Annotated in this window: 26 protein-coding genes and 4 tRNA genes; 3 read left to right on the top strand and 27 right to left on the bottom strand. The window is 47.8% G+C overall.

Annotated features, from left to right (window positions below):
- Nucleotides 1-301: 301 nt before the first annotated feature.
- The 6 genes from J2W69_RS06495 to dnaQ all read right to left on the bottom strand — a co-directional run bounded on the left by J2W69_RS06495 (nucleotide 302) and on the right by dnaQ (nucleotide 2,925).
- Nucleotides 302-378, bottom strand: a tRNA-Asp gene (locus tag J2W69_RS06495).
- Nucleotides 379-420: 42 nt separating this feature from the next.
- Nucleotides 421-497 (bottom strand) — tRNA-Asp (locus tag J2W69_RS06490).
- Between the two features lie 27 nt (nucleotides 498-524).
- Nucleotides 525-601, bottom strand: a tRNA-Asp gene (locus J2W69_RS06485).
- 19 nt (nucleotides 602-620) lie between these two features.
- Nucleotides 621-697: transfer RNA gene (locus J2W69_RS06480), tRNA-Asp, on the bottom strand.
- A gap of 108 nt (nucleotides 698-805) precedes the next feature.
- Nucleotides 806-2,233 carry a TIGR03503 family protein gene (locus tag J2W69_RS06475; protein WP_310275755.1) on the bottom strand — a complete coding sequence of 476 codons (1,428 nt, stop codon included), beginning with the start codon at nucleotides 2,231-2,233 and terminating at the stop codon, nucleotides 806-808.
- Nucleotides 2,221-2,925 carry a DNA polymerase III subunit epsilon gene (gene dnaQ, locus J2W69_RS06470; RefSeq protein WP_008900555.1) on the bottom strand — a complete coding sequence of 235 codons (705 nt, stop codon included), beginning with the start codon at nucleotides 2,923-2,925 and terminating at the stop codon, nucleotides 2,221-2,223. The genes J2W69_RS06475 and dnaQ overlap by 13 nt, the downstream gene beginning before the upstream one ends.
- Before the next feature lie 65 nt (nucleotides 2,926-2,990).
- On the opposite strand from dnaQ, the gene rnhA reads away from it, so the two are divergent.
- Nucleotides 2,991-3,461: a ribonuclease HI gene (rnhA, locus tag J2W69_RS06465; RefSeq protein ID WP_310275752.1), complete on the top strand. Its 471-nt coding sequence runs from the start codon at nucleotides 2,991-2,993 to the stop codon at nucleotides 3,459-3,461.
- Here rnhA and J2W69_RS06460 read toward each other — a convergent pair.
- From J2W69_RS06460 to J2W69_RS06450, 3 genes are all read right to left on the bottom strand, one after another.
- Complete coding sequence (locus tag J2W69_RS06460; RefSeq protein ID WP_310275750.1) at nucleotides 3,456-4,205, bottom strand: sulfite exporter TauE/SafE family protein; 750 nt, start codon at nucleotides 4,203-4,205, stop codon at nucleotides 3,456-3,458. The two genes, rnhA and J2W69_RS06460, sit on opposite strands and share 6 nt — an antisense overlap.
- Before the next feature lie 130 nt (nucleotides 4,206-4,335).
- Nucleotides 4,336-4,890, bottom strand: coding sequence for a glutathione peroxidase (locus J2W69_RS06455; protein ID WP_310275748.1), 555 nt, complete (start codon nucleotides 4,888-4,890; stop codon nucleotides 4,336-4,338).
- Between the two features lie 165 nt (nucleotides 4,891-5,055).
- Nucleotides 5,056-5,409 carry a DUF2750 domain-containing protein gene (locus J2W69_RS06450; protein WP_008900551.1) on the bottom strand — a complete coding sequence of 118 codons (354 nt, stop codon included), beginning with the start codon at nucleotides 5,407-5,409 and terminating at the stop codon, nucleotides 5,056-5,058.
- A gap of 162 nt (nucleotides 5,410-5,571) precedes the next feature.
- Between J2W69_RS06450 and ettA the strand changes: the two genes are divergently transcribed.
- Nucleotides 5,572-7,233 (top strand): energy-dependent translational throttle protein EttA, encoded by a 1,662-nt coding sequence (gene ettA, locus J2W69_RS06445; RefSeq protein ID WP_310275745.1) that lies wholly within the window; start codon nucleotides 5,572-5,574, stop codon nucleotides 7,231-7,233.
- Between the two features lie 70 nt (nucleotides 7,234-7,303).
- Here the strand turns inward: ettA and glnB are convergent, their stop codons facing one another.
- Together glnB and J2W69_RS06435 are read right to left on the bottom strand one after the other, a co-directional pair.
- Nucleotides 7,304-7,642 carry a nitrogen regulatory protein P-II gene (gene glnB / locus J2W69_RS06440; RefSeq protein WP_008900549.1) on the bottom strand — a complete coding sequence of 113 codons (339 nt, stop codon included), beginning with the start codon at nucleotides 7,640-7,642 and terminating at the stop codon, nucleotides 7,304-7,306.
- Nucleotides 7,643-7,649: 7 nt separating this feature from the next.
- A complete protein-coding gene (locus J2W69_RS06435) occupies nucleotides 7,650-9,263 on the bottom strand; it encodes an NAD+ synthase (protein ID WP_310275742.1) in 1,614 nt (537 codons plus the stop codon).
- A 161-nt stretch (nucleotides 9,264-9,424) separates the two neighbouring features.
- Between J2W69_RS06435 and J2W69_RS06430 the strand changes: the two genes are divergently transcribed.
- Nucleotides 9,425-9,943, top strand: coding sequence for a GspH/FimT family pseudopilin (locus tag J2W69_RS06430; RefSeq protein WP_310275740.1), 519 nt, complete (start codon nucleotides 9,425-9,427; stop codon nucleotides 9,941-9,943).
- Between the two features lie 10 nt (nucleotides 9,944-9,953).
- On the opposite strand, the gene J2W69_RS06425 is transcribed toward J2W69_RS06430, so the two are convergent.
- From J2W69_RS06425 to ribF, 16 genes are all read right to left on the bottom strand, one after another.
- A complete protein-coding gene (locus J2W69_RS06425; protein WP_310275738.1) occupies nucleotides 9,954-10,358 on the bottom strand; it encodes a type IV pilin protein in 405 nt (134 codons plus the stop codon).
- The gene (locus J2W69_RS06420) at nucleotides 10,355-11,917 is read right to left on the bottom strand and encodes a hypothetical protein (protein ID WP_310275735.1); all 1,563 of its coding nucleotides are present in this window, start codon (nucleotides 11,915-11,917) and stop codon (nucleotides 10,355-10,357) included. Before J2W69_RS06420 ends, J2W69_RS06425 begins: the two co-directional genes overlap by 4 nt.
- Nucleotides 11,904-12,287 carry a hypothetical protein gene (locus J2W69_RS06415; RefSeq protein WP_310275733.1) on the bottom strand — a complete coding sequence of 128 codons (384 nt, stop codon included), beginning with the start codon at nucleotides 12,285-12,287 and terminating at the stop codon, nucleotides 11,904-11,906. Before J2W69_RS06415 ends, J2W69_RS06420 begins: the two co-directional genes overlap by 14 nt.
- 12 nt (nucleotides 12,288-12,299) lie before the next feature.
- A complete protein-coding gene (locus tag J2W69_RS06410) occupies nucleotides 12,300-13,241 on the bottom strand; it encodes a PilW family protein (protein ID WP_310275731.1) in 942 nt (313 codons plus the stop codon).
- A gap of 1 nt (nucleotide 13,242) precedes the next feature.
- Nucleotides 13,243-13,734, bottom strand: coding sequence for a prepilin-type N-terminal cleavage/methylation domain-containing protein (locus J2W69_RS06405; protein WP_310275729.1), 492 nt, complete (start codon nucleotides 13,732-13,734; stop codon nucleotides 13,243-13,245).
- 63 nt (nucleotides 13,735-13,797) lie between these two features.
- On the bottom strand, nucleotides 13,798-14,223 hold the full coding sequence (locus tag J2W69_RS06400; RefSeq protein ID WP_310275727.1) for a type IV pilin protein: 426 nt from the start codon (nucleotides 14,221-14,223) through the stop codon (nucleotides 13,798-13,800).
- Nucleotides 14,223-17,678 carry a pilus assembly protein gene (locus tag J2W69_RS06395; RefSeq protein WP_310275726.1) on the bottom strand — a complete coding sequence of 1,152 codons (3,456 nt, stop codon included), beginning with the start codon at nucleotides 17,676-17,678 and terminating at the stop codon, nucleotides 14,223-14,225. Before J2W69_RS06395 ends, J2W69_RS06400 begins: the two co-directional genes overlap by 1 nt.
- A gap of 18 nt (nucleotides 17,679-17,696) precedes the next feature.
- Nucleotides 17,697-18,227 carry a pilus assembly PilX family protein gene (locus J2W69_RS06390; protein WP_310275724.1) on the bottom strand — a complete coding sequence of 177 codons (531 nt, stop codon included), beginning with the start codon at nucleotides 18,225-18,227 and terminating at the stop codon, nucleotides 17,697-17,699.
- Nucleotides 18,228-18,229: 2 nt separating this feature from the next.
- On the bottom strand, nucleotides 18,230-19,162 hold the full coding sequence (locus J2W69_RS06385) for a PilW family protein (RefSeq protein ID WP_310275722.1): 933 nt from the start codon (nucleotides 19,160-19,162) through the stop codon (nucleotides 18,230-18,232).
- On the bottom strand, nucleotides 19,159-19,590 hold the full coding sequence (pilV, locus tag J2W69_RS06380; RefSeq protein ID WP_310275720.1) for a type IV pilus modification protein PilV: 432 nt from the start codon (nucleotides 19,588-19,590) through the stop codon (nucleotides 19,159-19,161). Before pilV ends, J2W69_RS06385 begins: the two co-directional genes overlap by 4 nt.
- 12 nt (nucleotides 19,591-19,602) lie before the next feature.
- The gene (locus J2W69_RS06375; RefSeq protein ID WP_310275718.1) at nucleotides 19,603-20,130 is read right to left on the bottom strand and encodes a GspH/FimT family pseudopilin; all 528 of its coding nucleotides are present in this window, start codon (nucleotides 20,128-20,130) and stop codon (nucleotides 19,603-19,605) included.
- Nucleotides 20,131-20,290: 160 nt separating this feature from the next.
- Nucleotides 20,291-21,220, bottom strand: a complete 930-nt coding sequence (gene ispH, locus J2W69_RS06370; RefSeq protein ID WP_310275716.1) for a 4-hydroxy-3-methylbut-2-enyl diphosphate reductase — start codon at nucleotides 21,218-21,220, stop codon at nucleotides 20,291-20,293.
- Between the two features lie 2 nt (nucleotides 21,221-21,222).
- Nucleotides 21,223-21,654 (bottom strand): FKBP-type peptidyl-prolyl cis-trans isomerase, encoded by a 432-nt coding sequence (gene fkpB, locus J2W69_RS06365; RefSeq protein WP_008900534.1) that lies wholly within the window; start codon nucleotides 21,652-21,654, stop codon nucleotides 21,223-21,225.
- Nucleotides 21,651-22,178, bottom strand: coding sequence for a signal peptidase II (gene lspA / locus J2W69_RS06360; protein WP_310275714.1), 528 nt, complete (start codon nucleotides 22,176-22,178; stop codon nucleotides 21,651-21,653). The genes fkpB and lspA overlap by 4 nt, the downstream gene beginning before the upstream one ends.
- Complete coding sequence (gene ileS / locus J2W69_RS06355; RefSeq protein ID WP_310275711.1) at nucleotides 22,178-25,006, bottom strand: isoleucine--tRNA ligase; 2,829 nt, start codon at nucleotides 25,004-25,006, stop codon at nucleotides 22,178-22,180. Before ileS ends, lspA begins: the two co-directional genes overlap by 1 nt.
- 57 nt (nucleotides 25,007-25,063) lie before the next feature.
- On the bottom strand, nucleotides 25,064-25,996 hold the full coding sequence (gene ribF, locus J2W69_RS06350) for a bifunctional riboflavin kinase/FAD synthetase (protein ID WP_310275709.1): 933 nt from the start codon (nucleotides 25,994-25,996) through the stop codon (nucleotides 25,064-25,066).
- Between the last annotated feature and the right edge of the window lie 17 nt (nucleotides 25,997-26,013).

Here is a 26,013-nt window from a genome sequence, read left to right as displayed (position 1 = left end):
ATGCTTTAATTGAAAGCAACCGACTGAACTGTTGTCGCCAGACAGCTTTGCGGATTTGAAACATAAAAAAACCAGCTCAAGGCTGGTTGATTTGTTTACTGAATTTAAAACCCAGTAAATTGGCTTCGCTGCCGGGACTCGAACCCGCGCATCTTTCAACCTTGGGCGTGACAGGCCGGCCATGCTTTAATTGAAAGCAACCGACTGAACTGTTGTCGCCAGACAGCTTTGCGGATTTGAAACATAAAAAAACCAGCTCAAGGCTGGTTGATTTGTGTACTGAATTTAAAACCCAGTAAATTGGCGGAGCGGACGGGACTCGAACCCGCGACCCCCGGCGTGACAGGCCGGTATTCTAACCGACTGAACTACCGCTCCGCACTGGAGTGAGCTTGCGCTCTAATGGCTTGTTTGCTGAATTGGCGGAGCGGACGGGACTCGAACCCGCGACCCCCGGCGTGACAGGCCGGTATTCTAACCGACTGAACTACCGCTCCGGAATCAGACAAACGATAAATGCTTAGTGGCGGAGCGGACGGGACTCGAACCCGCGACCCCCGGCGTGACAGGCCGGTATTCTAACCGACTGAACTACCGCTCCGAAGAAGCATTTATTAAATTGGCGGAGCGGACGGGACTCGAACCCGCGACCCCCGGCGTGACAGGCCGGTATTCTAACCGACTGAACTACCGCTCCGCGCCAATACACTGCAGCATTTTCAATTGGGTATGCTGCTGTGCGGCGGGAATAATACGGATTCACCGGTGGGCCGTCAACGACTTTTTTGCCGCTTTTGTTTATTCCTTAATCATCCGGTAAAGAAAGTTCCATAATGTCGTTCTTCTTGCTGTTTTTTTGCCCTGAAGTGCCCGCCTTTGCTTCACCTGGTCCAGGCATGGCGATAGTATTTAAATCCATCGAGTTGTTCTTTTTCGCAAACAAGGTCTTAAATGAACGATCCGTTGCCACCATCCAAATAGCAAAACCACCTCCCCCTAAAATAACTACGTTGCTCAGGATCACTAATAACCATGGGAAAGATTTCGCTTCTTCAACTACAGGCTCAGTCACCGTAAGGCTGGCTGGCATTTCTGCAGTTTGAGTATTCAGACCAGTATCCTCTGTATCAGCCACAGCAGCCACCACAGGTCCAGGCTCTACCACTTGAGCGACAAAAGAGGCTTGAGGTAAGGTGATCACTACATCGCGCCCTGTCACTGTCTGAGCAAACAGGGTGCTGTCGACTTTATAAGTGCCGCTGGCATAATTGACTATTTTCAGCTTTTTATCCACTTCGGCACTTTCGCCCAGGGTAAAACTTTGTATTTCATTATTCGGAAAACGAACCTTGCCCTGCAAAGCGACTGACCTTGGATTAATCATAGGATCTGTCACTTTAAAAGTCAGCCAATGCAAATCTTCAGCTGTTGTCGCCTGCGCCACCTCATAGCTGATTGGGCTTTTATGAATAATTACCGGTTCCTGAACTACCTCGCGGGTATATAAAGGAGTTTTCACCACAAACTTGGGTAACCACTGGCCTGGCTTCATCTCCAGTTTAAATTCACCGGTAAAAATACCGTCCCTGGGTTTTTCATCAAAATTGCGGCCATCATCAGCCAGAGTCGTCAGTTCAATGACACCAGCACCAAAATTCTCATGTTCCGAGTTGTTGCTGCTGATAAAAAGCACATCAAGCCGCAGCAAATCACGGAAGTCTTTTGCCACTATAGGCTTGCCCCCATTGGTTAATGTGGCTGTCACTTTAATGGTTTCCCCTACCATCAGATGATCTGGTAAAGGAGGCACATTTAACTCAATATCTGTCAGTACCATAATTTTACTTTCAGGCAAAATTTGGCCTATAGCCTGCCAGGGACCTGGAGTAGGCTTCTTAATTTTTATCAAATCGTAGGTTTTATCGTCGTACCACTGAATATCCTGATCATCAGCATTAATGACATTCACTTTGCTGCCATCGGGCTTCACCAAAATAACGGACGCTGAACCTCGTTTTCGGAAAAAAACCATGGTGATTTCTTCGACTTCGTAATCAATGCGGAATCTGTTATCAAACAAAGGGATCTGGTTTTTGGCGGGTAAATCGGGCAACACACTTAAACCTGTTGGATCATTCAGCGATTCGCCGACCCTGTCCGTCGTTACAGCAACATCCTGCGCCATCAACTGCAGGCTCAAACATAAAAAAAGCGTGTACATTAATTTCGCCACAAGCAACTTCCTCCCTTTTTCTGCACCAGGTCCAGACGTTGCTCATGCGACTGCAATTCAGCGTCAGAGGCAAAAATAACAGGTAAACGACTGGTTCGTTTCAGTTGCCCTACCACCACATTTTGTTGGGCAGCTGCTTGTTCGTCATTGGCTAAATTTAAGCTAACCTGCCCCCCTGTCATCGCCAGATAAACATCAGCCAGAATTTCAGCATCCAACAAAGCGCCGTGTAAGGTACGGTGGCTGTTGTTAATGTCGTAGCGACGGCATAAAGCATCCAGGTTATTTTTCTGCCCGGGATGGGCTTCACGCGCCATTTTCAGCGTATCCAGCACACCACAGATATCAGTGACTGGCGAAAGTGCAGGACGCAGCAGATTAAATTCGTGGTTGATAAAGCCAACGTCGAAGGCTGCGTTATGGATCACCAACTCAGCACCCGCAATGTACTGACAAAATTGCTGTGCTATTTCGGCAAAGCGTTGTTTGCCTATTAAAAACTCATTGGTAATACCGTGAACCGCTATGGCTTCCTGATCAATCAGTCGGTCCGGTTGCAAATAGACATGGAAATTATTGCCGGTCAGCCGACGATTAATCAGCTCCACGCAACCAATTTCAATGATGCGATGGCCTTCCTGCGGGCTTAAGCCTGTGGTTTCGGTGTCGAGTACTATCTGTCTTTTCAGCATTCTGATTCGTGTTCTTAGCGCTTTTACGTTAGATTATACGCCGATTTCAGTTGTGGGAAGCATCGATGCGTAAAACAGTAGCAATCTATACAGACGGGTCTTGCCTTGGAAACCCCGGACCAGGCGGTTATGGTGTGGTTTTGCGCTATCAGGAGCACCAAAAAGAAATGTCTGGCGGCTATCAACAAACCACCAATAACAGAATGGAATTGCTGGCTGCTATTGTGGGTCTGGAGAGTTTAAAACAGCCTTGTGATGTGGACTTAACCACTGACAGCCAATATGTGCGCTTAGGTATTACGCAGTGGCTGGCCAACTGGAAAAAAAACAATTGGAAAACAAGTCAGAGAGAACCTGTGAAAAATCAGGATTTATGGCGTCGCCTGGATGCCGCCTGTCAGGGACATAAAGTGAACTGGCATTGGGTTAAGGGTCATGCCGGACATCCGGAAAACGAGCGTTGTGACGAGTTAGCCAGAATCGCGGCTACCCACAATGCCACAGAAGTGGACACTGGTTTCCAGGCATCGTCATAAAGAGAAGACAGGCCAAAGCAATGAAACCGCAGTCCCCATCAGCAGTATAGAAAAGCTTTTCCGCACCCATAACTGTGGAATATAAGCCGATAAAATAATGCCGCCCAAACTGCCCCCTGCACCAATTAAGCCCAGCCAGCCAATCAGTTCCAGCGGCAAAGTTTCTCCCTGAACAGACATCAGCCAGTAATGGCTGATAAAGCCCGTGCTACTTTGCAAGAAAATTAATGCCAGACTACAGGCAATAGCCCCAGACATAGGGATTGTTGTTACCGCAAGCAGCAAGGGCACTATTAAAAAGCCGCCGCCCACACCCACCAAACCGGTCAGCATACCTAAACACATTGCCAGAGCAGCCAACAACCAAAACGAATGGATCTGCCATTGCCAGATGCGTTGACGCCACATATTAGCGGCGCTGCCCAGCATTAAAACAGCCAGAATTAATAGTTGAAAAGATGAGTGCAACCATTGAGCTAAAGCAACCCCAAGCAAAGTTCCAAAAAAAGCCGGCACAGCAAAACGCTTAAATAATGCGAAATCGAGATGACGTCGCCACAGATAAGGCAATAAAGCGATAAAGCTGATTTGAGCCACTACGCCTAAAGACGAGACTATCGCCACTTTTTCAGGCAACTGAACTAAATGCACCAGCACTGGAACGGTCAGAATAGAACCACCCGATCCCAACAGACCAACACTTAAGCCAATAATTAAGGCTGAAATCAGTACCAGAGCAGACATAAAAAACCACAAAGCTTAATAACTAAAAGAAATATTAAGCTTCACTAAAGGAATAAGCAAGCGCAGGTTACATTGAAATGAAGACAAAAAAACCAGCATCAGCTGGCTTTTTATTCACACAACAAACGGCTTATTCAGCTGTTAATAAAGCTTCCACTTCTTTGACAAAATCAGCATCGTCTGGTGACACCTTGCTGCCAAAGTGTTTGACCTGTTGCTCGTCTTTGCTGACCAGATATTTGTTAAAATTCCAGGACGGTTTTTCACCGGTTTTGGCGATTAAGGCTTTAAATACCGGATTCACATCACTGCCGCGTACTGCACTGGTGGCAAACATGGGGAAAGTCACGCCGTAGTTGATATAACAGACTTCAGCTGTTTTTTCCGCGTCATCATGTTCTTGCATAAAATCGTCCGACGGGAAACCTAAGACCACTAAACCCTGATCTTTGTATTTCTCATACAATCCCTGCAAAGCAGTAAATTGAGGAGTAAAACCACATTTACTGGCAGTATTGACGATCAATAAGGTTTTACCTTTATACGTCTCGCATAAATCCAGTGTTTCTTTTTTACGTAACTGCGGTAGTGAATGGCCCAAGATTTCACCGCAACTATTGGCAAAAGCGATACCGCTTGCACTGAGTAACAAAGCAGCGGTTAGCATTTTTTTCATTGTTTTCATTGGTAGTTCCTGTGATTAGATGATGTGAACCGTTACGGACCAAGTCAGATGTTGGATCTGAGGTATAACACCAGACCGTGCACCAGAGGCTATTGTTTCATACCGATATAAAATTCATACAGATACAAAAAAGGCGACCTGAGTCGCCCTTTTATGCATCAGGCTTTATTGCACTAAAGCCAGAGCTTCTAAAATTTCACGTGGCTCTACTTCCGGGCCGTTTAAAGATTCATCCCAGTTGGTGCCGATCAGTACACCGTCGTCGTACATTTCTTGCAGCCAGCCTTCACAGAATACGTCCAGTGGAATAGCTTCAGGTTTGTAGTCTGACCATTCATCCGAGCAATGCACTAAAGCTGCTTCCTGACTGGACCAGAATGGCATGACATCTGTGTCTTCAAAATCAACAGACTCCACCACCAGCAAATCTTCGCCATTGGCTAAAGTCCAAACCACACCATGGGTTTTGGCTTCAGCAATAAAATTTTGAAACACCGGATCATGTGAATATTCGCCCATGGCAACCACCTTTATCTGAACTGTTAGTTTAATTGGCACTATTAGAGCAGAAAACCAGATTAAAGACGAATTAAAATCCCCTTTCCTGCATGGCGCTGTTCCCCTGTTTTTTAAAAATAACGTACAATTGCCGCATTCTAAACAACAAGATGAGTGACTCTTATGGCTCAGTATATTTACAGCATGTACCGCATGTCGAAAGTGGTGCCGCCAAAACGCACTATTTTAAAAGACATTTCGCTGTCGTTTTTCCCTGGTGCAAAAATTGGTGTTTTGGGTTTAAACGGTTCAGGTAAATCCAGCCTGCTACGTATTATGGCAGGTGTGGACCAGGAGTTTGACGGTGAAGCCCGAGCTTTAGCCGGTATCAATATTGGTTATCTGCCACAGGAACCTCAGCTTGACCCGGAAAAAACTGTGCGAGAAGTGGTCGAAGAAGCCGTTGCTGATGTGAAAAACGCTTTAACCCGTTTGGATCAGGTCTATGCCGCTTATGCCGAAGAAAATGCGGATTTCGACGCTTTAGCCCGTGAACAAGGTGAGCTGGAGGCCATTATTCAGGCCAAAGAAGGTCATAACCTCGACAATATCCTTGACCGTGCTGCCGATGCGCTGCGTCTGCCGGCCTGGGATGCGATGATTAAACACTTATCAGGTGGTGAACGCCGCCGTGTCGCTATCTGTCGTTTGCTGTTAGAAAAACCAGATATGCTGCTACTGGACGAACCGACTAACCACTTAGACGCCGAATCTGTGGCCTGGTTAGAACGTTTCCTGCATGATTACACTGGCACTGTGGTAGCTATTACCCACGACCGTTATTTCCTCGATAACGTGGCTGGCTGGATTTTAGAGCTGGACCGTGGTGAAGGTATTCCGTGGGAAGGCAACTACTCTTCATGGTTAGAGCAAAAAGATGCCCGTCTTGAGCAGGAAGAACGCAGTGAAAACGCGCGTCAGCGTTCTATCAAACAAGAATTGGAATGGGTTCGTACCAATCCAAAAGGCCGTCACGCCAAGAGCAAAGCCCGTATGGCCCGTTTTGAAGAACTGCAAAGCCAGGACTTCCAGAAACGTAATGAAACCAACGAGCTGTTTATTCCGCCAGGACCACGTTTAGGCGACAAAGTGCTGGAAGTGAAAAACCTGCGTAAAACCTTTGGCGACCGCGTCTTGATTGACGATTTAAGCTTCAGTATTCCAAAAGGCGCCATAGTGGGTATTATCGGCCCGAACGGTGCTGGTAAGTCGACGCTGTTTAAGATGATCACCGGTATGGAACAAGCGGACGGCGGCACTATTGAAGTAGGCGAAACAGTTCAAATCGCCAGCGTTGATCAGTTCCGTGACAGCATGAACCCGAAAAACACCGTATGGCAGGAAATTTCCAACGGTCAGGATATTCTGCAAATTGGTAACTTCCAAATCCCAAGCCGTGCTTATGTCGGTCGCTTTAACTTTAAAGGCAACGATCAGCAGAAGTTTATTGGTGACTTATCCGGTGGTGAGCGTAACCGCGTGCATTTGGCTGCGCTGTTAAAAGCGGGCGGCAACATGCTGCTACTGGATGAACCCACCAACGATTTGGACGTAGAAACTTTACGTGCTCTGGAAAACGCCATCCTCGACTTCCCAGGCTGCGCCATGGTGATCTCGCACGACCGTTGGTTCCTTGACCGTATTGCCACTCATATTCTGGATTACCGCGACGAAGGTAAAGTAAACTTCTTCGAAGGGAACTATTCAGACTATGAAAGCTGGATGAAAGCCACTTACGGTTCAGATGCTATGCAACCGCACCGCATTAAATACAAAAAGATCTAAGATTAAACAGAGATCTAACGAAAAGGGGGCAAAGCCAATGGCTTTACCCCCTTTTTATTCACGCCTGATTTTACACTGCGTCTTCGTTTTCTTCGCCTGTGCGGATACGAATGACACGTTCCACATCAAACACAAAAATTTTGCCATCACCAATACGGCCTGTCTGGGCAGTTTTGATAATCACATCAATACAACGTTCGACCTGATCATCCGGCAGCACCAGCTCAATCTTTACCTTAGGTAAAAAGTCGACCATATACTCAGCACCACGGTACAGTTCAGTGTGACCTTTCTGACGACCAAAACCTTTCACCTCAGTCACTGTCATGCCGGTGATATTAATTTCGGCCAGAGCTTCCCGTACATCGTCTAATTTAAAAGGCTTAATAATAGCTTCAACTTTTTTCATGACTTCCTCAGCGCTGTTTCCGCATCCACGATGTGATGGGGTATCTTCTGTCTTTACCAAAGTTGCGGCTGGTCACTTTTGGACCCACGGCCGACTGGCGTCTTTTGTATTCGTTAATGTCGATTAAATTTAAAACCCGGCGAACTGTCGCTTCATCATAGCCCATAGCTACTATCTCAGGCAGCGACTTGTCGTGCTCGACATAAGCTTCAATCATCGCATCTAAATCATCATAAGGTGGCAAATTGTCCTGATCGGTTTGATCCGGCGCCAGCTCAGCAGATGGTGGCCTGTCTATAACCCGCTGTGGGATCACAGGTGAAATACTGTTGCGATACTCTGATAAACGATACACCAGGGTTTTAGGCACATCTTTAATAACGGCAAAACCACCACACATATCACCGTATAAGGTGCAGTAGCCTACAGCGTTTTCGCTTTTATTGCCTGTAGTTAACAGCATACGGCCGGTTTTATTCGACATCGCCATTAATAACACACCACGAATACGGGCCTGCAGGTTTTCTTCAGTTGTATCTTTGCCACGGCCTTTAAACAGCGGTGTAAGTTGCTGCATAAAGCTGTTGTACATAGGTTCAATAGAGACTGAATCAAATTCAACGCCCATTACCTCTGCCTGAGCTTTGGCATCTTCCACACTCATAGAGGAGGTATAAGCAAAAGGCAGCATCAGGGCTTGAATTTTATCCGCACCTATAGCATCAGCAGCTATCGCCAGGGTTAAAGCTGAGTCGATACCACCGGACAAACCCAACACTGCACCGGGGAAGCCGTTGTGCTGAATATAATCGCGGGTTGCCATCACTAAAGCGGCATAAACTTCAGCTTCCAGTGATAAGCGGGGTCTGAGATCTATAGGGCCATAATGCTGACCAGGGGCGGCTAAATTGACTGTCGCAAGTTCAGGCTCACAGGCTTTACCACGGAACAGTAATTGCGCATCGGGGCTGACTACCAGAGACTGACCATCAAATACCAGTTCATCCTGACCAATCACATGATTCACATACACAAAACCTAAATGCAGATGCTTAGCTAAGGTTTGCAGTAACTCTTCACGCCGTGAAGCTTTGCCTATTTCATAAGGCGATGCGTTTAACACCAAAGCCCAGTCCGCGCCTTGCTCTTTGGCTAAAGCAGCCGGAGCGCCCTGCCAGACATCTTCGCAAATCAGTACAGCAAAACGCTGGCCTTTCAGCTCAAAACAACAAGCTTCAGTGCCTTCAGTAAAATAACGTTTTTCATCAAAGACGCCGTGATTTGGCAATGCCTGTTTGTAATAACGGGCTATCACTTCACCATTTTGAATGACAGAAGCGGCGTTATACAAAGCTTCACCGTCACGCCAGGGGTGGCCAATCACCAATGTATTCGGCAGCTTAGCCGCACAAATCTGCTGCAGACTTTGTTCGACCAACAACTGAAAGTCACCGCGCAGCAATAAATCTTCTGGCGGGTAGCCAGTTAAAGTCAGCTCAGGAAATAACAACAAATCGCTTTGACTGCCTGTGGCAATCTCCAGCACTTTTGCGGTGTTTTGCGTCACAGCAGCCACAATAAAGGGCTGCTGTACCAGGGTAATAGAGACAGCAGAGGACATCTGAACCTGCACTAAAGGATGAAAAAACTGCCGCTATGGTAGCGATTTTTGCTGCCGGACTCAATCAAGCAGCGGCAGAAGCTGTATTTCAGCTGGCATTTAGATATTTAACATAAATGCAACTAAACTTAAGTTGATACATTCCACGGATGGTCAGGCTTATGCGATATCACCAGAGGATCCCAAAAGCACGGGCTTTTAGCCTGATAGAGCTTTTAATTGTATTGGCTATTGTGGCGATACTTTCGGCTATAGGCATGCCTAATTTACGGGAAGTCTGGCAACGCTTGCAGGCTGAACACTTTATGCGGCAACTCAGTCAGCACCTGGCCTATGCCAAAGTCCATGCTATAGCCCAGCAAAAGCCGGTACAAATATGCCCACGTCATGGACAACTATGCAGTTCAGACTGGAACTCGGCGCCTATTCAGCTGCATCAGAAAGGTTTAAAAAGTTGGCAGGACTTATTATTACGTGAACTGAAGCACCCGGTGAAAAGCCATCAGTTGTTTTATAACAGGCCGTCACTGCAGTTTCGCAGTGACGGTAGCCTGGATTTATTAGGGTCCGGTACTTTTGTTTATTGCAGTAAAGATTCTTACCGCTGGCACTTCAGGCTCAGCGTTAGTCAGGCTGGCCGTAGTCGTCTATGGCAAGAGAATAGCCCTTGCCCTTATTAGGCTGTGCAGTTTAGTAACTCCAGCAGGCTGACCCGGGTTCACTGCTTTTTTGGCCGTAGCTGTTCAGCAAAAACACCTGACAGCTTTTATCTTCGCTCTGAGCCTGTTGTGCCTGTGCTTTAAGCTGATAACCTTGCTCGGTGACCACTGCACTGACTTTATAACGACCGGATTCGGTGACAAACTGCTTAGCCGCAAAACCCAGTTCCGTCAGATCGGCGCTATATCTGTGTTGATCAACCAGTAACATCTCCTGCAAACCAGCCACTTTCAACAGCGCTTGCATCGCTTCAGCTCTGTAGCTTTTTAACACATGGTCCTGATAACCAGGCAACAACACAGAAGCCAGAATGCCCATAATAGCCAGCACCACCAACAGCTCAATTAAGCCTATGCCTTGCGTCCTGAGCTTCATTCATAAGCTCCTTCTTCGCTATGGTAAGTCCCCATTAACTGCCAACGCGGGAAGCTGCTTTGTTGTATAGGTTTACTGCAATGGCTGCAGTCAGGACTGATCTCCAGCAGATTATCGATGAGTACTTGTTGCTGGCTCTGATCAATCAACGAAAAGCCGCCCTGTGCATTAGTTTTAACAATCAGAGCTCCCGCGGCTTTTTCTAAAGGTAAAAGAGGCTTGCGATAGACAGACGACGCATGATGTAAATGCAAAGCCATTAAAGCTGATGACGCCTGCTCAAGACTGCAGACTTGCGTTGGATCCTGCTGCAACAAGCTCAGATACACCACACCAGCAGCGACAACAGGAGGATGAGTCAAGCGTCCTGCAATATGACTGTACCAACCATTTTTCTGTTGGATTTGCTGCCAATCCTGATCGGTTAATACCGCAAGACCAGGCGCCGCCGGCAAAGTCCGGTCGACTAAAACGGCAGACCCGGCTGGTGGACCTTCTTGTAGTTTTAATAGCACTACAACACTTTTTTCTTGTCGCAAAGCTCCCAACAGCAGCAGCCATTGACTGCGTCTGGAATGAAAATCGCTGCCCGCCCCACCCACAGGAACTGCAGCATATAAGGTGCGGATAAATTGTATGTCGCTGAACTCAAGGGATGACAAATCAGCGATTAGCTGGATGTTATAAAACTGGTTATGCTCCATCTGAGCCAACCAGACCTGACCCGCTTTGGTACTGAAAATCAGACTGTCTGACATTGAATCCCTGTTTTGATCGTACACAGTCAAGGCGCCGGATAAGTCAGACACTTTCTGCCCGGCGACCAGCCTGCCACGCACCTTACCTGTCAGGGCTTCCACTTTATAAAACAGCGGTTTTTGCTCTGTCGCTCCGGTATTGGGTAACAAAATCGACAGAGGCGAATCACCAGGCCCCTGAGCCTGCTCTGCCAGTAATACAGGTTGTGCCATAGCACCGGCTAATTCTTCAAAACCAGCCACTGCAGTAGTGGCAGACCACAAGAGTTCAGGTAAATGCAGGGAGTTGAGCTTTAGGGCAAAATACGACGGACTCTGATTGCTGCTGCCACTGATAAGAATAAACTGATCATTTTGTTTCAGCTCTTGCTCAGTGAGCAGCAGAGGCTGATGAACCTGCTGAGCCAAATCTTCCAGTTCAGCTCTGATCTGCGCTAACGAGGGCAATAACGACCAGGGTAACCACCAGACCGTGCCTTTCGTCTGATCATCCGCTTTGAATCTCAACACGCCTGCATAGCTGACCACCTGATAGCCAGCATCAACATAAGCAGGCAAGGGCTGGCTTTGTACATCCAGTGTACTGCAGGCTATGGCTTCTAATTGAGCAGGCAGATGATCCAGCCACATTGTGGCATCCTCCTGACTCAGCTTTAAATGGGTTGCCAATGCAGTATGCTGTTCCTGATTTAGTTCTGTCAGTTGCACTGAACCAAAACCCGGTATATGGCTCCAGTAGCTACCTGCTGACAGTGGATGGCTGAATAGCAACAGCCAGAGCCCAAACCTAATAAAGCCCATCCCTGCCTCCTTCAGGCAAAGATTGCCTGACTAAAAAGCTGGTCACACTATGCTGATGATGTAGCGCCCCTCCGGTAGTGCGAAGCTGATGCCACTCGCACAGCAACGAGAGATCACTCCAGGCAGCATAAAGCGCCGGACAGGGAGCGACCGTAAAAACTCCGGACTCAAAATCACCTTTTTTCAGCTGTTGCAATTGCTGTACATGCTTGCTTTGGGTTTGTTGTTTTAGCTGAACAGCTAAAGTGGCACTGCCCGCCAACTTTTGGCTCAAACTGGTTTGAACCAGCATAGGTATAGTAATGCACGTTAAAATCAGCATTAATATTAAGGTGGTGACCAGAATAAAACCTTTAGAAATCAACATCATAACGACCTCCTTTTATAAGCGTGTGTTGCTAAATGCCACAGAACTGCTGACTAACAGGCGTCGGAACGGATCAGAGGGAGCTTTAAACCACTCCTGTCCCATCTGATAAAGCTGATTGTTTTGGTAACTAAAGTCCTCATCTAAACTACGTAACAACAGGTAAAACTTAATATTGATAATACGGTGTTTTTGTTGCTGCCAATGCTGTGGCTGCATTTGTGCTGTGGTCAGATAATAATCCACCTGACCATCTGCATTGGCGTCTAAACCAAATTCGAAATGCATACGCTCAACACCATCCATAATGGAATCGGTATCCATTATGGATTGTCCTGCCGCATTGCGGATTAAGCGTTTACGCATTAACACCGGCACTGTCTTGCCCGCATGTTTTTGTTCGCTGATGTAAAAAACTTCGTGGGTGAAAGGCCAGTACAGTGAATCCGGAGTCAACTCAGCACTGGAACTGTTGACAAAACGACTGCTCGCCGCTGAAGTTTCAAAATAAAACCGGTTTGTGCGCATCTGAGTGGCTAACACACTGCTGCCAACCAGACGTTTGAGTTGCAATAACTCAGAGCCTGCTTTGGGCTGATTTAAACAGCTCAGATGTTGATGTGCCCGAATTTGTTCTGCATAGAGTGTCAGGTAAGCTTGGCCTTTCATAGGGAAACTGCCAGCATCCAACTCAGCGACACAATCCCCTAATACCGGAGGCAACTGATGCGAAGCTGAAGCCACATCCGCCAGACTGCGACCAGCGAAAAACATCATATTTGGCAATTCAGACTGGAACAAACTCAACAACATCTGGCTATTTTGTTGCAATTGCACCAGCTGCTGGGTTTGTCGATTGGATTGCTGAGTGGCAAACAAAGTCCCGACCAAAAAGGTCATCAAAACTAAACCTAAAGTCAGACTGATCAGTACTTCAAGTAAGGTAAAACCGCGCATCTCAAGGCACCACCACAGAAAATTGCAGCCGGTTAGGCGATAAATCACAGACAGAGACCGGACGCTGAATTTGTACTTTGGCCTGAGACCGCCAGCTTAACTGCACCAGTTTCTGATCCGCCTGCTGGCGAATACAAAGCGCAGGTTGTTGTAGTAGCAGTAAACTTTGGGGGTGACCTGACGCACTTAAGGTGCTGTATAAATGAAACTGACTCAGTTGTTCCGCATCACAGGTATGGGTTTCGGTGCATGCTACTGATTCGGCAGTTGTCCAGAGCGGATGAATGCCCTCGTAATAGCCGGCAGAACTGTCATGACTTGCCATACGGCTGGCCAGTTCAGTGGTTAAAGACAAAGCTATGGTTTGTTGGGTTGCCATGATCACTTGCTGACGGGCAAATAAAGACGCACTTAAAACGCCAAGCCCTGTAAGACATAGCAATAATAAACTGATCAGAACTTCGGTTAAGGTAAAACCAGAGGCATTCGGCATATCCTTGCGCCTGTGAAAGTCCGTTTACTTTAAATTTACCTCCGTTCCTTAAAAGGTCAAATCCTACCAACACTTTTTCACAATGGTCGCACCAGTGCCACCATTGGCGCCTTTAATACCTGCCTGGTTGTAGCTTAATGAAGTGCAATCGTCAGCGGCTTGTGCGCTTTTGGCTGTAGCTGTCAGGGTAAAGGTGCGGCTGGCTAAATTATCAAGATCAAAGTTAAAACGGTCAGATAAGTCTTTGCTGCATTGCAAAGTTGGCAACTCTGTTGCCGCGCCATTGTTTGTGGCATAGGTCATATTGGTGGTGTACACCCTTTCCATAAACTGGGCGTATTCCAATAAACAGGCGCTCGCACTGGCACGGGCGCTGCCCAGCATATAGCCCTGATACGAAGGCACAGCAATAGCGGTTAAAGTGCCTATGATCGTAATGGCGATCAGTAACTCCACCAGAGAAAACCCATGAGATCTGGTACTTTGCATTAGTTGTCTACCTCTCGCCATGACACGCGGCCACGTCTGATTTGAGTGTTTACGTCTAAATTCACCACATTAGTGTCAGCTAAACCTACCGCCATTTTGTCTTCAAAAAACAAAGGTTCAGTTGGCATACTGTTAAAACGTACACCGGACAATTCCACTATCTCATCCCCTTCTGCCACCCCATCGTCCTGATTAAAACCTTCATCGCCTGAAATATCGAAAAAGTGGTATTTCAAGCGGCCACCATGAAAAGGATCGATGGCCATGACATAACCATCCCCTTCCGGATTACACACATTGCTGTCCGGAATAATACTGTTCACCACTAAAGTGGTGCCCACTAATCGAGGCGAAGACACAATACGTTCACGAACATCGGGCAGGTCGATAAACCAGCCTTGAAAACCGGCCATATCATTGGCGGCAGAAGCAGACACAGTGCGTCCTTCAGTGCCATTGCTGTGGCTGACGTTGGTTAAAGTTCGCTCTTTAAGTAAAGCCCGGCCAGACAAAGCGGTGCCATCCATAATGCCGTACCAGCTTTGTTCGTCATCCAGTTGAGGGTCTGGTGTTTCCAGATAACGGCCTGTGCCAAAAAACAACCACAACTTACCGGTTTTAGGTTCAGACCCCAGCGCTATACCGCCGGTAATAGATTGTGGATCACCAGCCGCATCTTCTGCCTGATACAAAGGCCCGCCGCCATAAGCTATGCCCCAGTTCCCCGGGTTGTTTGACGATAAATCAAACTTCCAGACATTGCCTTGTAAATCTCCGGCAAAAAACCAGTCCGTATTGCCATTTTTACTGTAATCCCAGCCTTCTATCTGGCCTAAACCTGTATCCCCTGAACCCGTTGTCACTTCCAAATTATTACCACTGGCCATAGAAACACCGGTTTCAATATCCAGCACTAACAATCCTGGTTTGCCTGTACTGTTGTTGTAGCCATAGCCAATAACGACAGCCCATTTACCGTTATTTAGACGGGTGATCACTGGTTTGGCTGTTGTGATGCCTAGTTGCGGAAAACTTTTGTCCCATAATAAACTGGCCTGGCTGATTTGCCCCGGGTCGGTAATATCAAGGGCAAACAAACTGTTACCCCCCCTGCCTGTGCTGCCAATCAACACGGTACGCCAGCTGCCATCAAAATACACATCAGCAGACACCGCTGTGCCATCGACAAAATAGTCTTTTTGGATCACACCACTGACATTGGGTTCACTCAGGGCTTTCAGGTTTGTAGCGGTCGTCAGCATCTGCTTTGGCACATAAGCAAAAGCTTCAACACCAGTGGTGGCATTAAAGGCGTGTAACATACCGTCATTGGCGCCGACATAAATCAGTGGCTGCCTGTTTTTATAAGCCGCGATATGCGCTTTGTAACTGCTGGATTCAGGCCAGCTATAAGCATGGTAATTAAAATTCACCGGGGCGCCGACATACACAGGAGAGGAGTTGGCAATATCACCTAAAGCTGTGGATCTGTTGCGGTAGCTGCCGCCATTTTGTTGCTCCAGCGCAGGGTTACCACGTAAATAATCCACCACATTGCTGCTGCCTAAAGCCGCCTGCTGACTGCCAACACCACTGGTTAAGTTGGCCCAGACAAACACATCTGCAGCGGTTTCTGTTTTGCCAAAATAAATCACTCTGTCGTCCCAATCCGGCATTTCCTCCGCAGCACTCCAGACATAACTGGTGGTGTCTTCAATATTGTAATTCACCAAATCACCACTCCAGTCACCGCTGTTAAAGCGGCCCTGATACACACTTTGTTCCGCCTGCAAGGAGGTGGTGGTGCCCGCTAAATTCGATCCAGACGCCACCCGGGCAATAATAGCGGACAAGGTATTGGATAATCCTGTGGCAAAGGTGTCCGGGTCAGCCGCACTGAAAAAGCCCCCTCTGCTGTTAACAGCTGCATGTAATAAATCATCAATTTTTGCCGCTTGTGTGGCTAAAGGATCAGGCCATGAAATAGCACTGGCCGAGCCAATAGCATTAAAAGCTGTAGTGGAACTGATAGTGCCTTCAACCCCAAGGCCGACACCAAAAGTTACCATATGCTGCCAAAAGGCAGGATTAATAGGGCTGGTGGGGACTAAGTTATCCAGATCGGTGCGTAAATCCCGCTTCCAGTAATACATAGCTACATCAGCCAGTGTATTACTGCGGCCATCCGAAAACGGCCCTGATGGCGCATAGACATAAGAGGTACCGCCTGGCCTGCTGATGGTTTGATTATTGGTGGTACTGCCGTCGTTGTTATTACGCGCTGCACTGGTTTGCGCTTGTGATGCGCTGTCTTCGCTCCAGTAGCCATCTGTCATCAAAATGCTATAACTCTGACGACACATAATATGTTGGCTACTGTCATCTGAGCCTGGATTGGCACCCCACGGCCCTTTATTGTCGGTTCTTGAATAATACAAACCGGCATCATTCAATGCTTTACGTAGTGGCGTACCATTGTAGCCATACACTCGTTCATACAACTGATCGTAAAAGCTCTGTTTAGCGTTACCGGTAAAAGGCCGCACACCATTGATAATGGTACTGATACTGGCACCATCTACTGTGCTGCTGCCTTTATTAATAGCGCCAAAACCTACACGTAGCGCTTCAGTTTGAGTAGAAAAAGCCCGGCCTATACCAGATTGAGAAGCCAATAAACGTGAGCGGTAATAAGTGTACCAATTGGCAAAATTCTGTATTTCCTGAGCGTAACTGCAGGTACCGGCAGTGCAGTCAGTGCGATTCAACCGCCCTTCGCCGCTGTAGCTTAAAGTGGCAGCATTAATTTCTACACGCTGGTAATTAGTGTAGGTAAATAAACTGCCTCCCGTATGGTTGTAGTAAACCGCAGGGTAAAAAGTCCGGCTGGCAGTCACGTTCTGACAATTGCTTTTTGTTGTTGCCGTAATAGTGCAATAGCGCCAGCCCGCGCTGGACGTTTCATTCACTGTCAGGTTACGGCTGCCTTTAAAAGTCCGGAATGGATGATGATAAGCCGCAGCAGGGTTAGAGTTTGGATAGGAAGTGCCGTCGGCTTTAATCCAGGGTTTATAAGTAATTGACGGATTATAATAGGATTTATTCAGCGCATAAGAGCGCATAGCTCTGGCATACAAAGCCTCATTATTATTGGTGGCGTTCAGGTTCGTCGCATTACTTTCATCCCGAAACGACACCACATGATGACTGGCGTCTCCATCACCATAAATACCAGCCACTATGGGATAGACATAATGTGGATTATCTGCATAAAGATCCGGGGTAATTTCCCAGTGCATTGAGCCTGAGTCATCAATCATAAACATGATATTGGGTTCTACCGAGCTACCGGTTTGCAGCGGGGGGGAGGTTAAATCCAGCGCGGCGATACTGTAAAAGCTGGTGAGCATCAAACTCAATGCCATGGGTCTTATGCAGGATGTTTTTAGTTTCATCACATCAGCCTCAGCAGATTAGCGCCTGAATAAACTTTGCAGCATGACCGCAGCCCTGCCATTGTCTGACACAGTACGTGCCGTAATACGAAAAGTGGGTGATAAACAACCCACAGAAATTTTGTCTTTACTTGCCACATCAGCGCATTCAGGCGGATAAGGCCAGTCGCCCATATATTCAATCAGAAACTGTGCACCGGTTTCGCTGTCGCTATTCAGTGCTGTCGCCGGCAGCCAAAGCAGCCCGTTGTCATTCCAGCGATCATCAGCACCAACCACAGGTAAATCATAAACCCCTGCGCCATCAATCAGCGCAACAGGGTCGTTCACATTCAGTATAACCTCAGCCTCCAGTAAGGCCGCTTCCACCTGCTGATAGGACGATTGCCGGTCGTACAAATTGGCGCTCATGCGCTCCTGCAATAAGCTTGATTGCATACTGCTGACGGCGACCAAAGTAATGGCCAATAGCAGCAATAAGCTAATGACCAGCACTATACCCTGCTGCTGACGGATGAGATGAGAGGACTGAAACTCTGCTGCGTTCATAATCAAATCCTGTTCCTGATGCTGATCTGATAATTCATCCGGCTCATTTGTTCAGGTAACTGCAGATCCGCAGCCCCGGTAGCGGCAAACTGCAATGAAATGCGTACTGAAATAATATCCATCCAGTCCAGTACCTGATTGGCGTCACGCCAGCTTCTGCTGCGCTCATCCATAAACTCCAGCTGTAAATCAGTGACACCATAAAGAATTTCTTCAGCCGCACTGTTGTTTCTGACCCTAAACAAAGAGGTGTTTTGTTGATCTGTGCTGGTGGCTACATACCAGCTGACCGAATCAAAGTTCATCAGCATCGAATTAACTGCATATTGTTTTACTGTTCCCGCTGCGCCATCACACAACAATGGAAAACCCAAACCTGAAGCACAGTTGCTGACATTGGCCTGATGGGACACGCTGGTCATATCGGTCGCGCTGACACTAAAAATGCTGCTTAAGGTTTCATCGCAAAGTATTAATAAATCACCGTTTTGCAGCTGATGCTCAGTACTGAGCAGCAATTGGCTCAAGGCCGCATCATGGGATTCCACACTGTAACTGCGGCCAGAGCCAAACATCAGCCGGATAGCGTCTGTACCTGCCAACGGAGTCACTCCATTCATTGCAGGAGCAGGCTGTTGAAAGCCTTCAATACCGCCGTTCCAGACAGCCCAGGCTGAGCCTGCCACATTAGCGGCATTGAGCACATTCACCACGCGGGAGGCGTTACCACAGCCAATATAACCGGAGCGCCGGATGTCATTGGCCATCAGCTCAAACGTAGTTCGGCTGGAGTTTTGTAATTCGCCCAACACTGTATTCAGCCCGGCCGTTTTACTGTTGGATAAATACACCCCTATCACAGAACCTGTCAGTAATAAACCAAGCAGCATAGCGATCATCAGTTCAGATAAAGTAAAACCCTGCTGCTGTTTCATGGCCGCACCAGAATTTCGAAATTGCTGGAACCAGTCACTTTCTCGTCCAGCCAGCTGATACTGATGGTATAGACACCAGCAGCAGGATCCCACTCCACTTCAGGGCAACTGCTGGTTCCAGTGGCGAGTTGTAACTGCAGCGCCCAATCCGCCAGCAATTCAGACTCGCAATTCCCTGCATAAGAGCCTGCTCTGGCCACAACAGGGTTGGAGCGGATCATTTCAGTTAAAGTACCAGCCATAATCAGCGCAGTGGTGCGCTCCTGGGCACTTTGGCTATAACGCACCGAGCTGCTTTGCAAAGCGGCTATGCCCAACAAACCAATGGCCAGCACCAGCACCGCGATCAGGATCTCGATCAAGGCAATGCCTTGTTGTGTTGATCCGGAACAGCAGTTGTGGGGATGGTTGCTATTGAGGCTGTGCATGGGCGCTCCTTATCAACTGCCGCATTGGGACAGCTGAATACTGCTGCGTCCACCGGATAAGAAAGTCAGGGTTCTGCCATTGTCCGCAAAGGCAGGGCCATCGGCACATAAGCTAAAACTGGAATTGAGTGGTTGATTGGTTTGACTGCGGATTAAGCCCTGCCCACTAAAACGCAGTTCAGTAAAGGCAGCGCTGATGATCAGTCGCTCGTCAAAGCGGCCAGCCCGGATCACTATGACTGGTGAGGCTGTATCCGTCACCAACCAACCTTGCCAGGAACCACTGGCAGCAGAACAGTCGTTTAGTTCGGCATTTGCTTTACATAAACGTATGGTTTGATTTTGTTTAATGGCTTCAGAGCGCGCCAGTTGGATCACAGAAAGCAGTTCATTGGCCTGGCCCGACAAACGGTTTCGGGCCAGCAAATCAGTAAAGGAAGGCACAGCAACAGCCACAAGCACCAACAGCACCAGAAGGGAAATCATCAGTTCAATCAGGGTAAAAGCTTTTTGCCGCTGCAACAAAGGACGATCATCCATTTGTTTACTACTCCCATAGGCCACCTACTGAAAAGGACCAAGGGTTTAAGCATAGCAAAAGATTGGCAGGACGCTAGGCGCTCAACAGCACAGTTGTGCCTGCAGCCAAAGCTTCAGGCACAACTGGTTAACAAAGAGAAAACTACTTGAAATGATAGTGTTAGCGAAGCTCTGCCGGCACGGCAAAAATAACGTTTTCTTCACGGCCTGGGTGCTCAATCACCTGCTTGCCACCCCACTCTGTCAAACGCTGCACCACTTGCTGCACTAATACTTCAGGGGCTGAAGCTCCGGCAGTGACCCCCACAGATTTAACATCTTTTAACCAGTCCTGCTGAATATCAGCAGCAGTATCTATCAGGTAAGAACGACAGCCCATTTTTTCAGCCAGTTCGCGTAAACGATTTGAGTTACTGCTGTTTTTTGCGCCAACCACCAATAAGAGTTCAGTTTTGGCCGACAACTCACGCACTGCATCCTGCCGGTTTTGGGTGGCATAACAAATATCGTCTTTGCGTGGCCCTTCAATATCCGGGAAACGTTTGCGCAAAGCATCAATCACATCAGCGGTATCATCCACAGATAAAGTCGTCTGGCTGCTAAAGCACAACACAGCCGGATTTTTCACCTGCAGTATTTCAACATCCTCCACCGACTCGACCAGATAAATGCCGCCTTCAGCGTTGTCGTATTGGCCCATAGTGCCTTCTACTTCAGGGTGTCCGGCATGGCCAATCAAAATACATTCTATGCCTTTACGACTGGCACGGGTCACTTCCATATGCACTTTGGTCACCAGCGGGCAAGTAGCATCAAACACTTTCAAGCCACGTTTTTTAGCTTGCTCACGCACAGCCTGCGATACACCATGAGCGCTGAAAATAACAATGGCGTCATCCGGTACTTCGTCCAGTTCATCGACAAAAACAGCACCGGCACGGCGTAAACCATCCACCACAAATTTGTTATGCACCACTTCATGGCGCACGTAAATAGGCGGCTCGTAAATTTCCAGCGCGCGGGAGACTATGCTGATAGCACGGTCTACACCAGCACAAAAACCACGTGGATTGGCGAGTAAGATATCCATAATTAATTGATAACCTGTACGATTTCAACGTTAAAAGTCAGAGTCTGTCCTGCCAGCGGATGATTAAAATCTACAGTCACGGACTCACCCACTACTTCACGGATCAAACCCGGCAGTTCAGAACCATCCGGCATAGCAAAACCTACAATCATGCCCACCTGAGCAGGCGCATCGGCTGAAAACTTGCTGCGATCGACATAATAAATATTATCAGGATTAGGCAAACCATAAGCATCTTCAGGCGCTAAGGTAAAAGTACGTTTGTCACCAGCTGCCATTCCACCTAACTGAGCTTCAAAAGCGGGCGATAAACTGCCATCACCCATTTGCAGTTTGGCCGGTTTGTTATGCACCCTGGTGCTTTCGGCGGCGCTGCCATCGGATAATTTAATATCAAAGTGAAATATCACAGTACTGCCTGGACCTATGATCACGGCTTGTCTCCTGAAGTGGCTTTCTGGGTTTCAGTGTCATTGGTAAAACTGTCCCAGATCAGTAAAACGGCACCAATGCTGATAGCGCAGTCGGCGATATTAAAAATAGGGTAATGCCAGTTCTGATAAAACACATGCAGAAAATCCACCACATAACCATAAAGGCTGCGGTCGATTAAGTTACCTATAGCGCCGCTGATAATCAGGCTTAAGGCTAAAGACAACTTCACCTGAGCTTTCGGCAAACGGCTTAACCAAACGGCTAAAACGATGCTGACCACTACGGCTATCAGGGTAAACAACCAGCGTTGCCAGCCGCCTGCATCACCTAAAAACGAAAAGGCAGCACCATAGTTACGGGCATAAGTGAAATTAAATACCGGTAACAAAGAAACCGACTCACCCAAACTGAAATTCTGAATGACCCAGACTTTGCTAAGCTGATCAGCAACCAGCAGCAGCAGGACCAGCCACCACCAGTGCCAACCTGTGTCTTGAAATAAACGCCCTTTAACTAAAGACATTAAGCAAACTTCCTTACTTCACCAGCACCTTCAACGTTATCCACACAGCGGATACAAATCAGCGGATGCGCCGGATTCAAACCTACATCGTGTCTGTGGTGCCAGCAACGATCACACTTAGGCGCAGTAGATGCGTTCAATACCACAAAGAGGTTATCCATTTCGGTCGCTACTGCATCAGCAGGAGCAGCTTCACTGGAGACCACTGCAGTCGACGTTAACAAAGCAAAACGTAACTCATCGCCGATAGAGATCAGGTCTGTTGCCAGTTGGCCTTTGGCGTATAACGTCACTTCAGCTTGTAATGACGCACCAATTTTGCCATCACGACGCCCCACTTCCAGCACCTTGTTGACTGCATCACGCACTTCCAGCAGTTGTTGCCAGAAGGCATCATCAAACTGACCAGCAGGCACTGTATCCAAGCCCTGATACCAAACTTCAGTAAAGACAAACTCTGAATGCTCACCCGGCATCACTTCCCAGATTTCCTGAGCTGTGAAGCTCATGATAGGTGCCATCCAGCGCACCATAGCCTGCACCACATGGAATAATGCAGTCTGGCAGGAACGACGGGCTAAACCATCAGTTTTGGCTGTGTATTGACGGTCTTTAATCACGTCTAAGTAGAAACTGCCCAACTCTACAGTACAGAAATTCATCAGCTTCTGGCTAACCTGATGGAACTGGTAGTTCTCATAGGCATCGACAATTTCCTGCTGCAGTTTGGCAGCACGTTGCACCAGCCATAAATCCAGCTGCACCATCTCTTCAAATGGCACCAACTGTGTTTCTGGTTCAAAACCTTTTAAGTTCGCCAGAAGGAAACGGGCCGTATTACGGATACGACGGTATTTATCGGCAGCGCGGTTTAAGATTTCATCCGAGACTGTCATCTCTGAGGTGTAATCCGTAGTGGCTACCCATAAACGCAGGATATCAGCGCCTAACTTGTTCATCACGTCTTGCGGCGACACCACATTGCCCAAGGACTTGGACATTTTGCGGCCTTCACCATCGACGGTAAAACCATGGGTCAGTACTTGTTTGTATGGCGCGTGGTGTTTAATAGCCACACCCGTCATCAGGGAGGACATAAACCAGCCACGATGCTGATCCGAACCTTCTAAATACAAGTCAGCCTGAGTGGCACCATGAAATTCAGGGCGAGGGTCAATGACACAAGCGTGAGTGACGCCAGAATCAAACCAGACGTCCAGAGTGTCAGTTACTTTGACATACTGAGCTGCATCAGCACCCAGCAAAGTTTCAGCATCTAAATCAAACCATGCCTGAATACCAGACTGCTCGACTAACTTAGCGACTTGCTCCATCAGGGCCTGAGTATTTGGGTGCAGCGCACTGGTATCTTTATCAACAAAAAGTGCAATAGGTACACCCCAGGTACGCTGACGGGAGATACACCAGTCCGGACGACCTGCTACCATGTTTTCAATACGTTGTTGGCCCCAGTCCGGGATCCAGCGGGTTTTACCAATCTCTTGCAGCGAGGTGCTACGCAGCCCTTTTTGTTCCATGCTGACAAACCACTGCGGTGTCGCACGGAAAATAATAGGGGTTTTATGGCGCCAGCAATGCGGATAGCTGTGTGTTAAGGCTTTGTGCACCAGCAGCTTGCCTGCTTCTTTTAAAGCTTCAACCACAGAATCATTGGCTTTAAATACATGCTGACCAGCAAACAGCGGCGTATCCGGCAGATAAACACCGTTCGCGCCTACAGGGTTGGCCACTTCTAAGTTGTACAACTTACCTACAGTAAAGTCTTCCGGACCATGGCCTGGTGCTGTGTGTACAGCTCCAGTACCAGAATCAGTAGTGACGTGATCACCTAAAATGACCGGCACTTCAAAGTCGTACAGCGGGTGTTTTAATTTCACCAGCTCCAGTGCCTGACCTTTGCAGAATCCCAGATTATGATAATGTTCCACACCAGCACGGGCCATCACAGCAGTGACTAAGTCTGTCGCCAGAATTAAACGTTCAGGGCCATGTGGGCCTTGTTCGACCTGTACCAGGCTGTACTCAATTTTGGCATTCAGTGCCACAGCGCGGTTGGCCGGAATAGTCCAGGGCGTGGTCGTCCAGATCACAACAGACACAGGGCCAGAACCGGTGTGGCCTTCAGGGTGATCAAATTTATTCACATCAGCTTCGTTCACCAGCGTGAAACGAACATCAATAGCTGGTGATACTTTATCCTGATACTCCACTTCAGCTTCAGCCAAAGCAGAACCACAGTCTGTGCACCAATGCACTGGCTTAAAGCCTTGCTGTAAATGACCATTGTCGATGATACGGGCCAAAGAGCGGATGATATTGGCTTCGGTATGAAAATCCATAGTACGGTATGGATTGTCCCAATCGCCTAAAACACCTAAACGGATAAAGTCGATTTTTTGAGCTTCGATTTGCGTCAGCGCATAATCACGGCATTTTTGACGGAATTCAGCCGCTGTCAGCTTAACGCCCGGCTTGCCATATTTCTTTTCGACCACCAGTTCAATAGGCAAACCATGACAGTCCCAACCCGGCACATAAGGGGCATCGAAGTCAGACAAGGTCATGGCTTTGACAATCATGTCTTTGAGGATTTTATTGACCGCATGACCAATGTGAATATTACCGTTGGCGTATGGAGGGCCATCGTGCAGGATAAAGGTTTTTTTACCTTGTTTGGCCTGACGAATTTTCTGGTACAGATTTTTTTCTGTCCAGTTGGCTAACATCTGTGGCTCACGCTGCGCAAGGTTGGCGCGCATGGCAAAAGCCGTGTCCGGTAAATTCAAAGTCTGCTTGTAGTCAGTCATCCGTTGTTGTTCCGTCTTCTTTAAGTTTAAATTCGTTGTTGCGTTGCCATCAGCTTATTAAGCCGGTGGCAACCCAAAATAATCACGCGCCTGCTGCGCATCTAATGCAATTTGTTGCTGCAATTGCGCAAGGCCGTCAAAACGTCGCTCTGACCTGATTTTTTGCTTTAAAATCACTTCGATCTGCTGACCGTATAAGTCGCCGTTAAAATCAAAAAAATGAGCTTCAAGCTGCTCTTTTTTACCTTGTAAAGTGGGTCTGGAACCAATATTAGCCACGCCATGGTAAAAACCCATCTGGGTCACAGCTTCAATGGCATACACCCCATGCACAGGTAAATTCTTCCGATAGAGCCAGACATTGGCCGTTGGAAACCCTAACTGCCGCCCTACTTTCTGACCATGCCGTACCCGACCCATCAATGAAAATGGCCGGCCTAACATTTGTGCAGCCAGCTCTAACTGATCTTGCTCCAGAGCCTGGCGAATTAAAGTGCTGCTGACCCGCTGGTCATTTTGTTTCAGGCTGGCCGTGCTACCCAAACCAAAACCATGCTGCGCTGCGGCTTGTTGTAGCAAAGCAAAATTACCGGCACGGTTTTTACCAAAACAAAAATCATCACCGACAATCAGATGCTTTACACCCAGTTTATTCAGCAATAAGTCCTGAATAAATTGCTCTGGCTGCTGACTGGCAAATTCACGGGTAAAAGGCACGCAAAGCATGCGATCCACACCTTGTTGCGCCAGCCAGTGGTATTTTTCCCGAAAACGGCATAAACGCGCTGGTGCACCTTCAGGGTTAAACAACTCCAGTGGCTGGGGTTCAAACACCATCACCACTGCAGGTAAATTCAACTCTGCCGCAATAGCTTTTAATTGCGTCAGTACTGCCTGATGCCCCAGATGCACGCCATCAAAATTGCCTATAGTTAAGACGCAGCCCTGATGTCTGGGTTGAATTGTATGTAAGCCGCGAATTAACTCCATCCGGTATTCTTACTCTG

This window comes from Rheinheimera soli (genome assembly GCF_031457405.1).
GTDB classification, from domain to species: domain Bacteria; phylum Pseudomonadota; class Gammaproteobacteria; order Enterobacterales; family Alteromonadaceae; genus Pararheinheimera; species Pararheinheimera soli_A.
The sequence above is the reverse complement of the archived record's forward strand: the minus strand, read 5'-3'. Positions and strand labels throughout refer to the sequence as shown.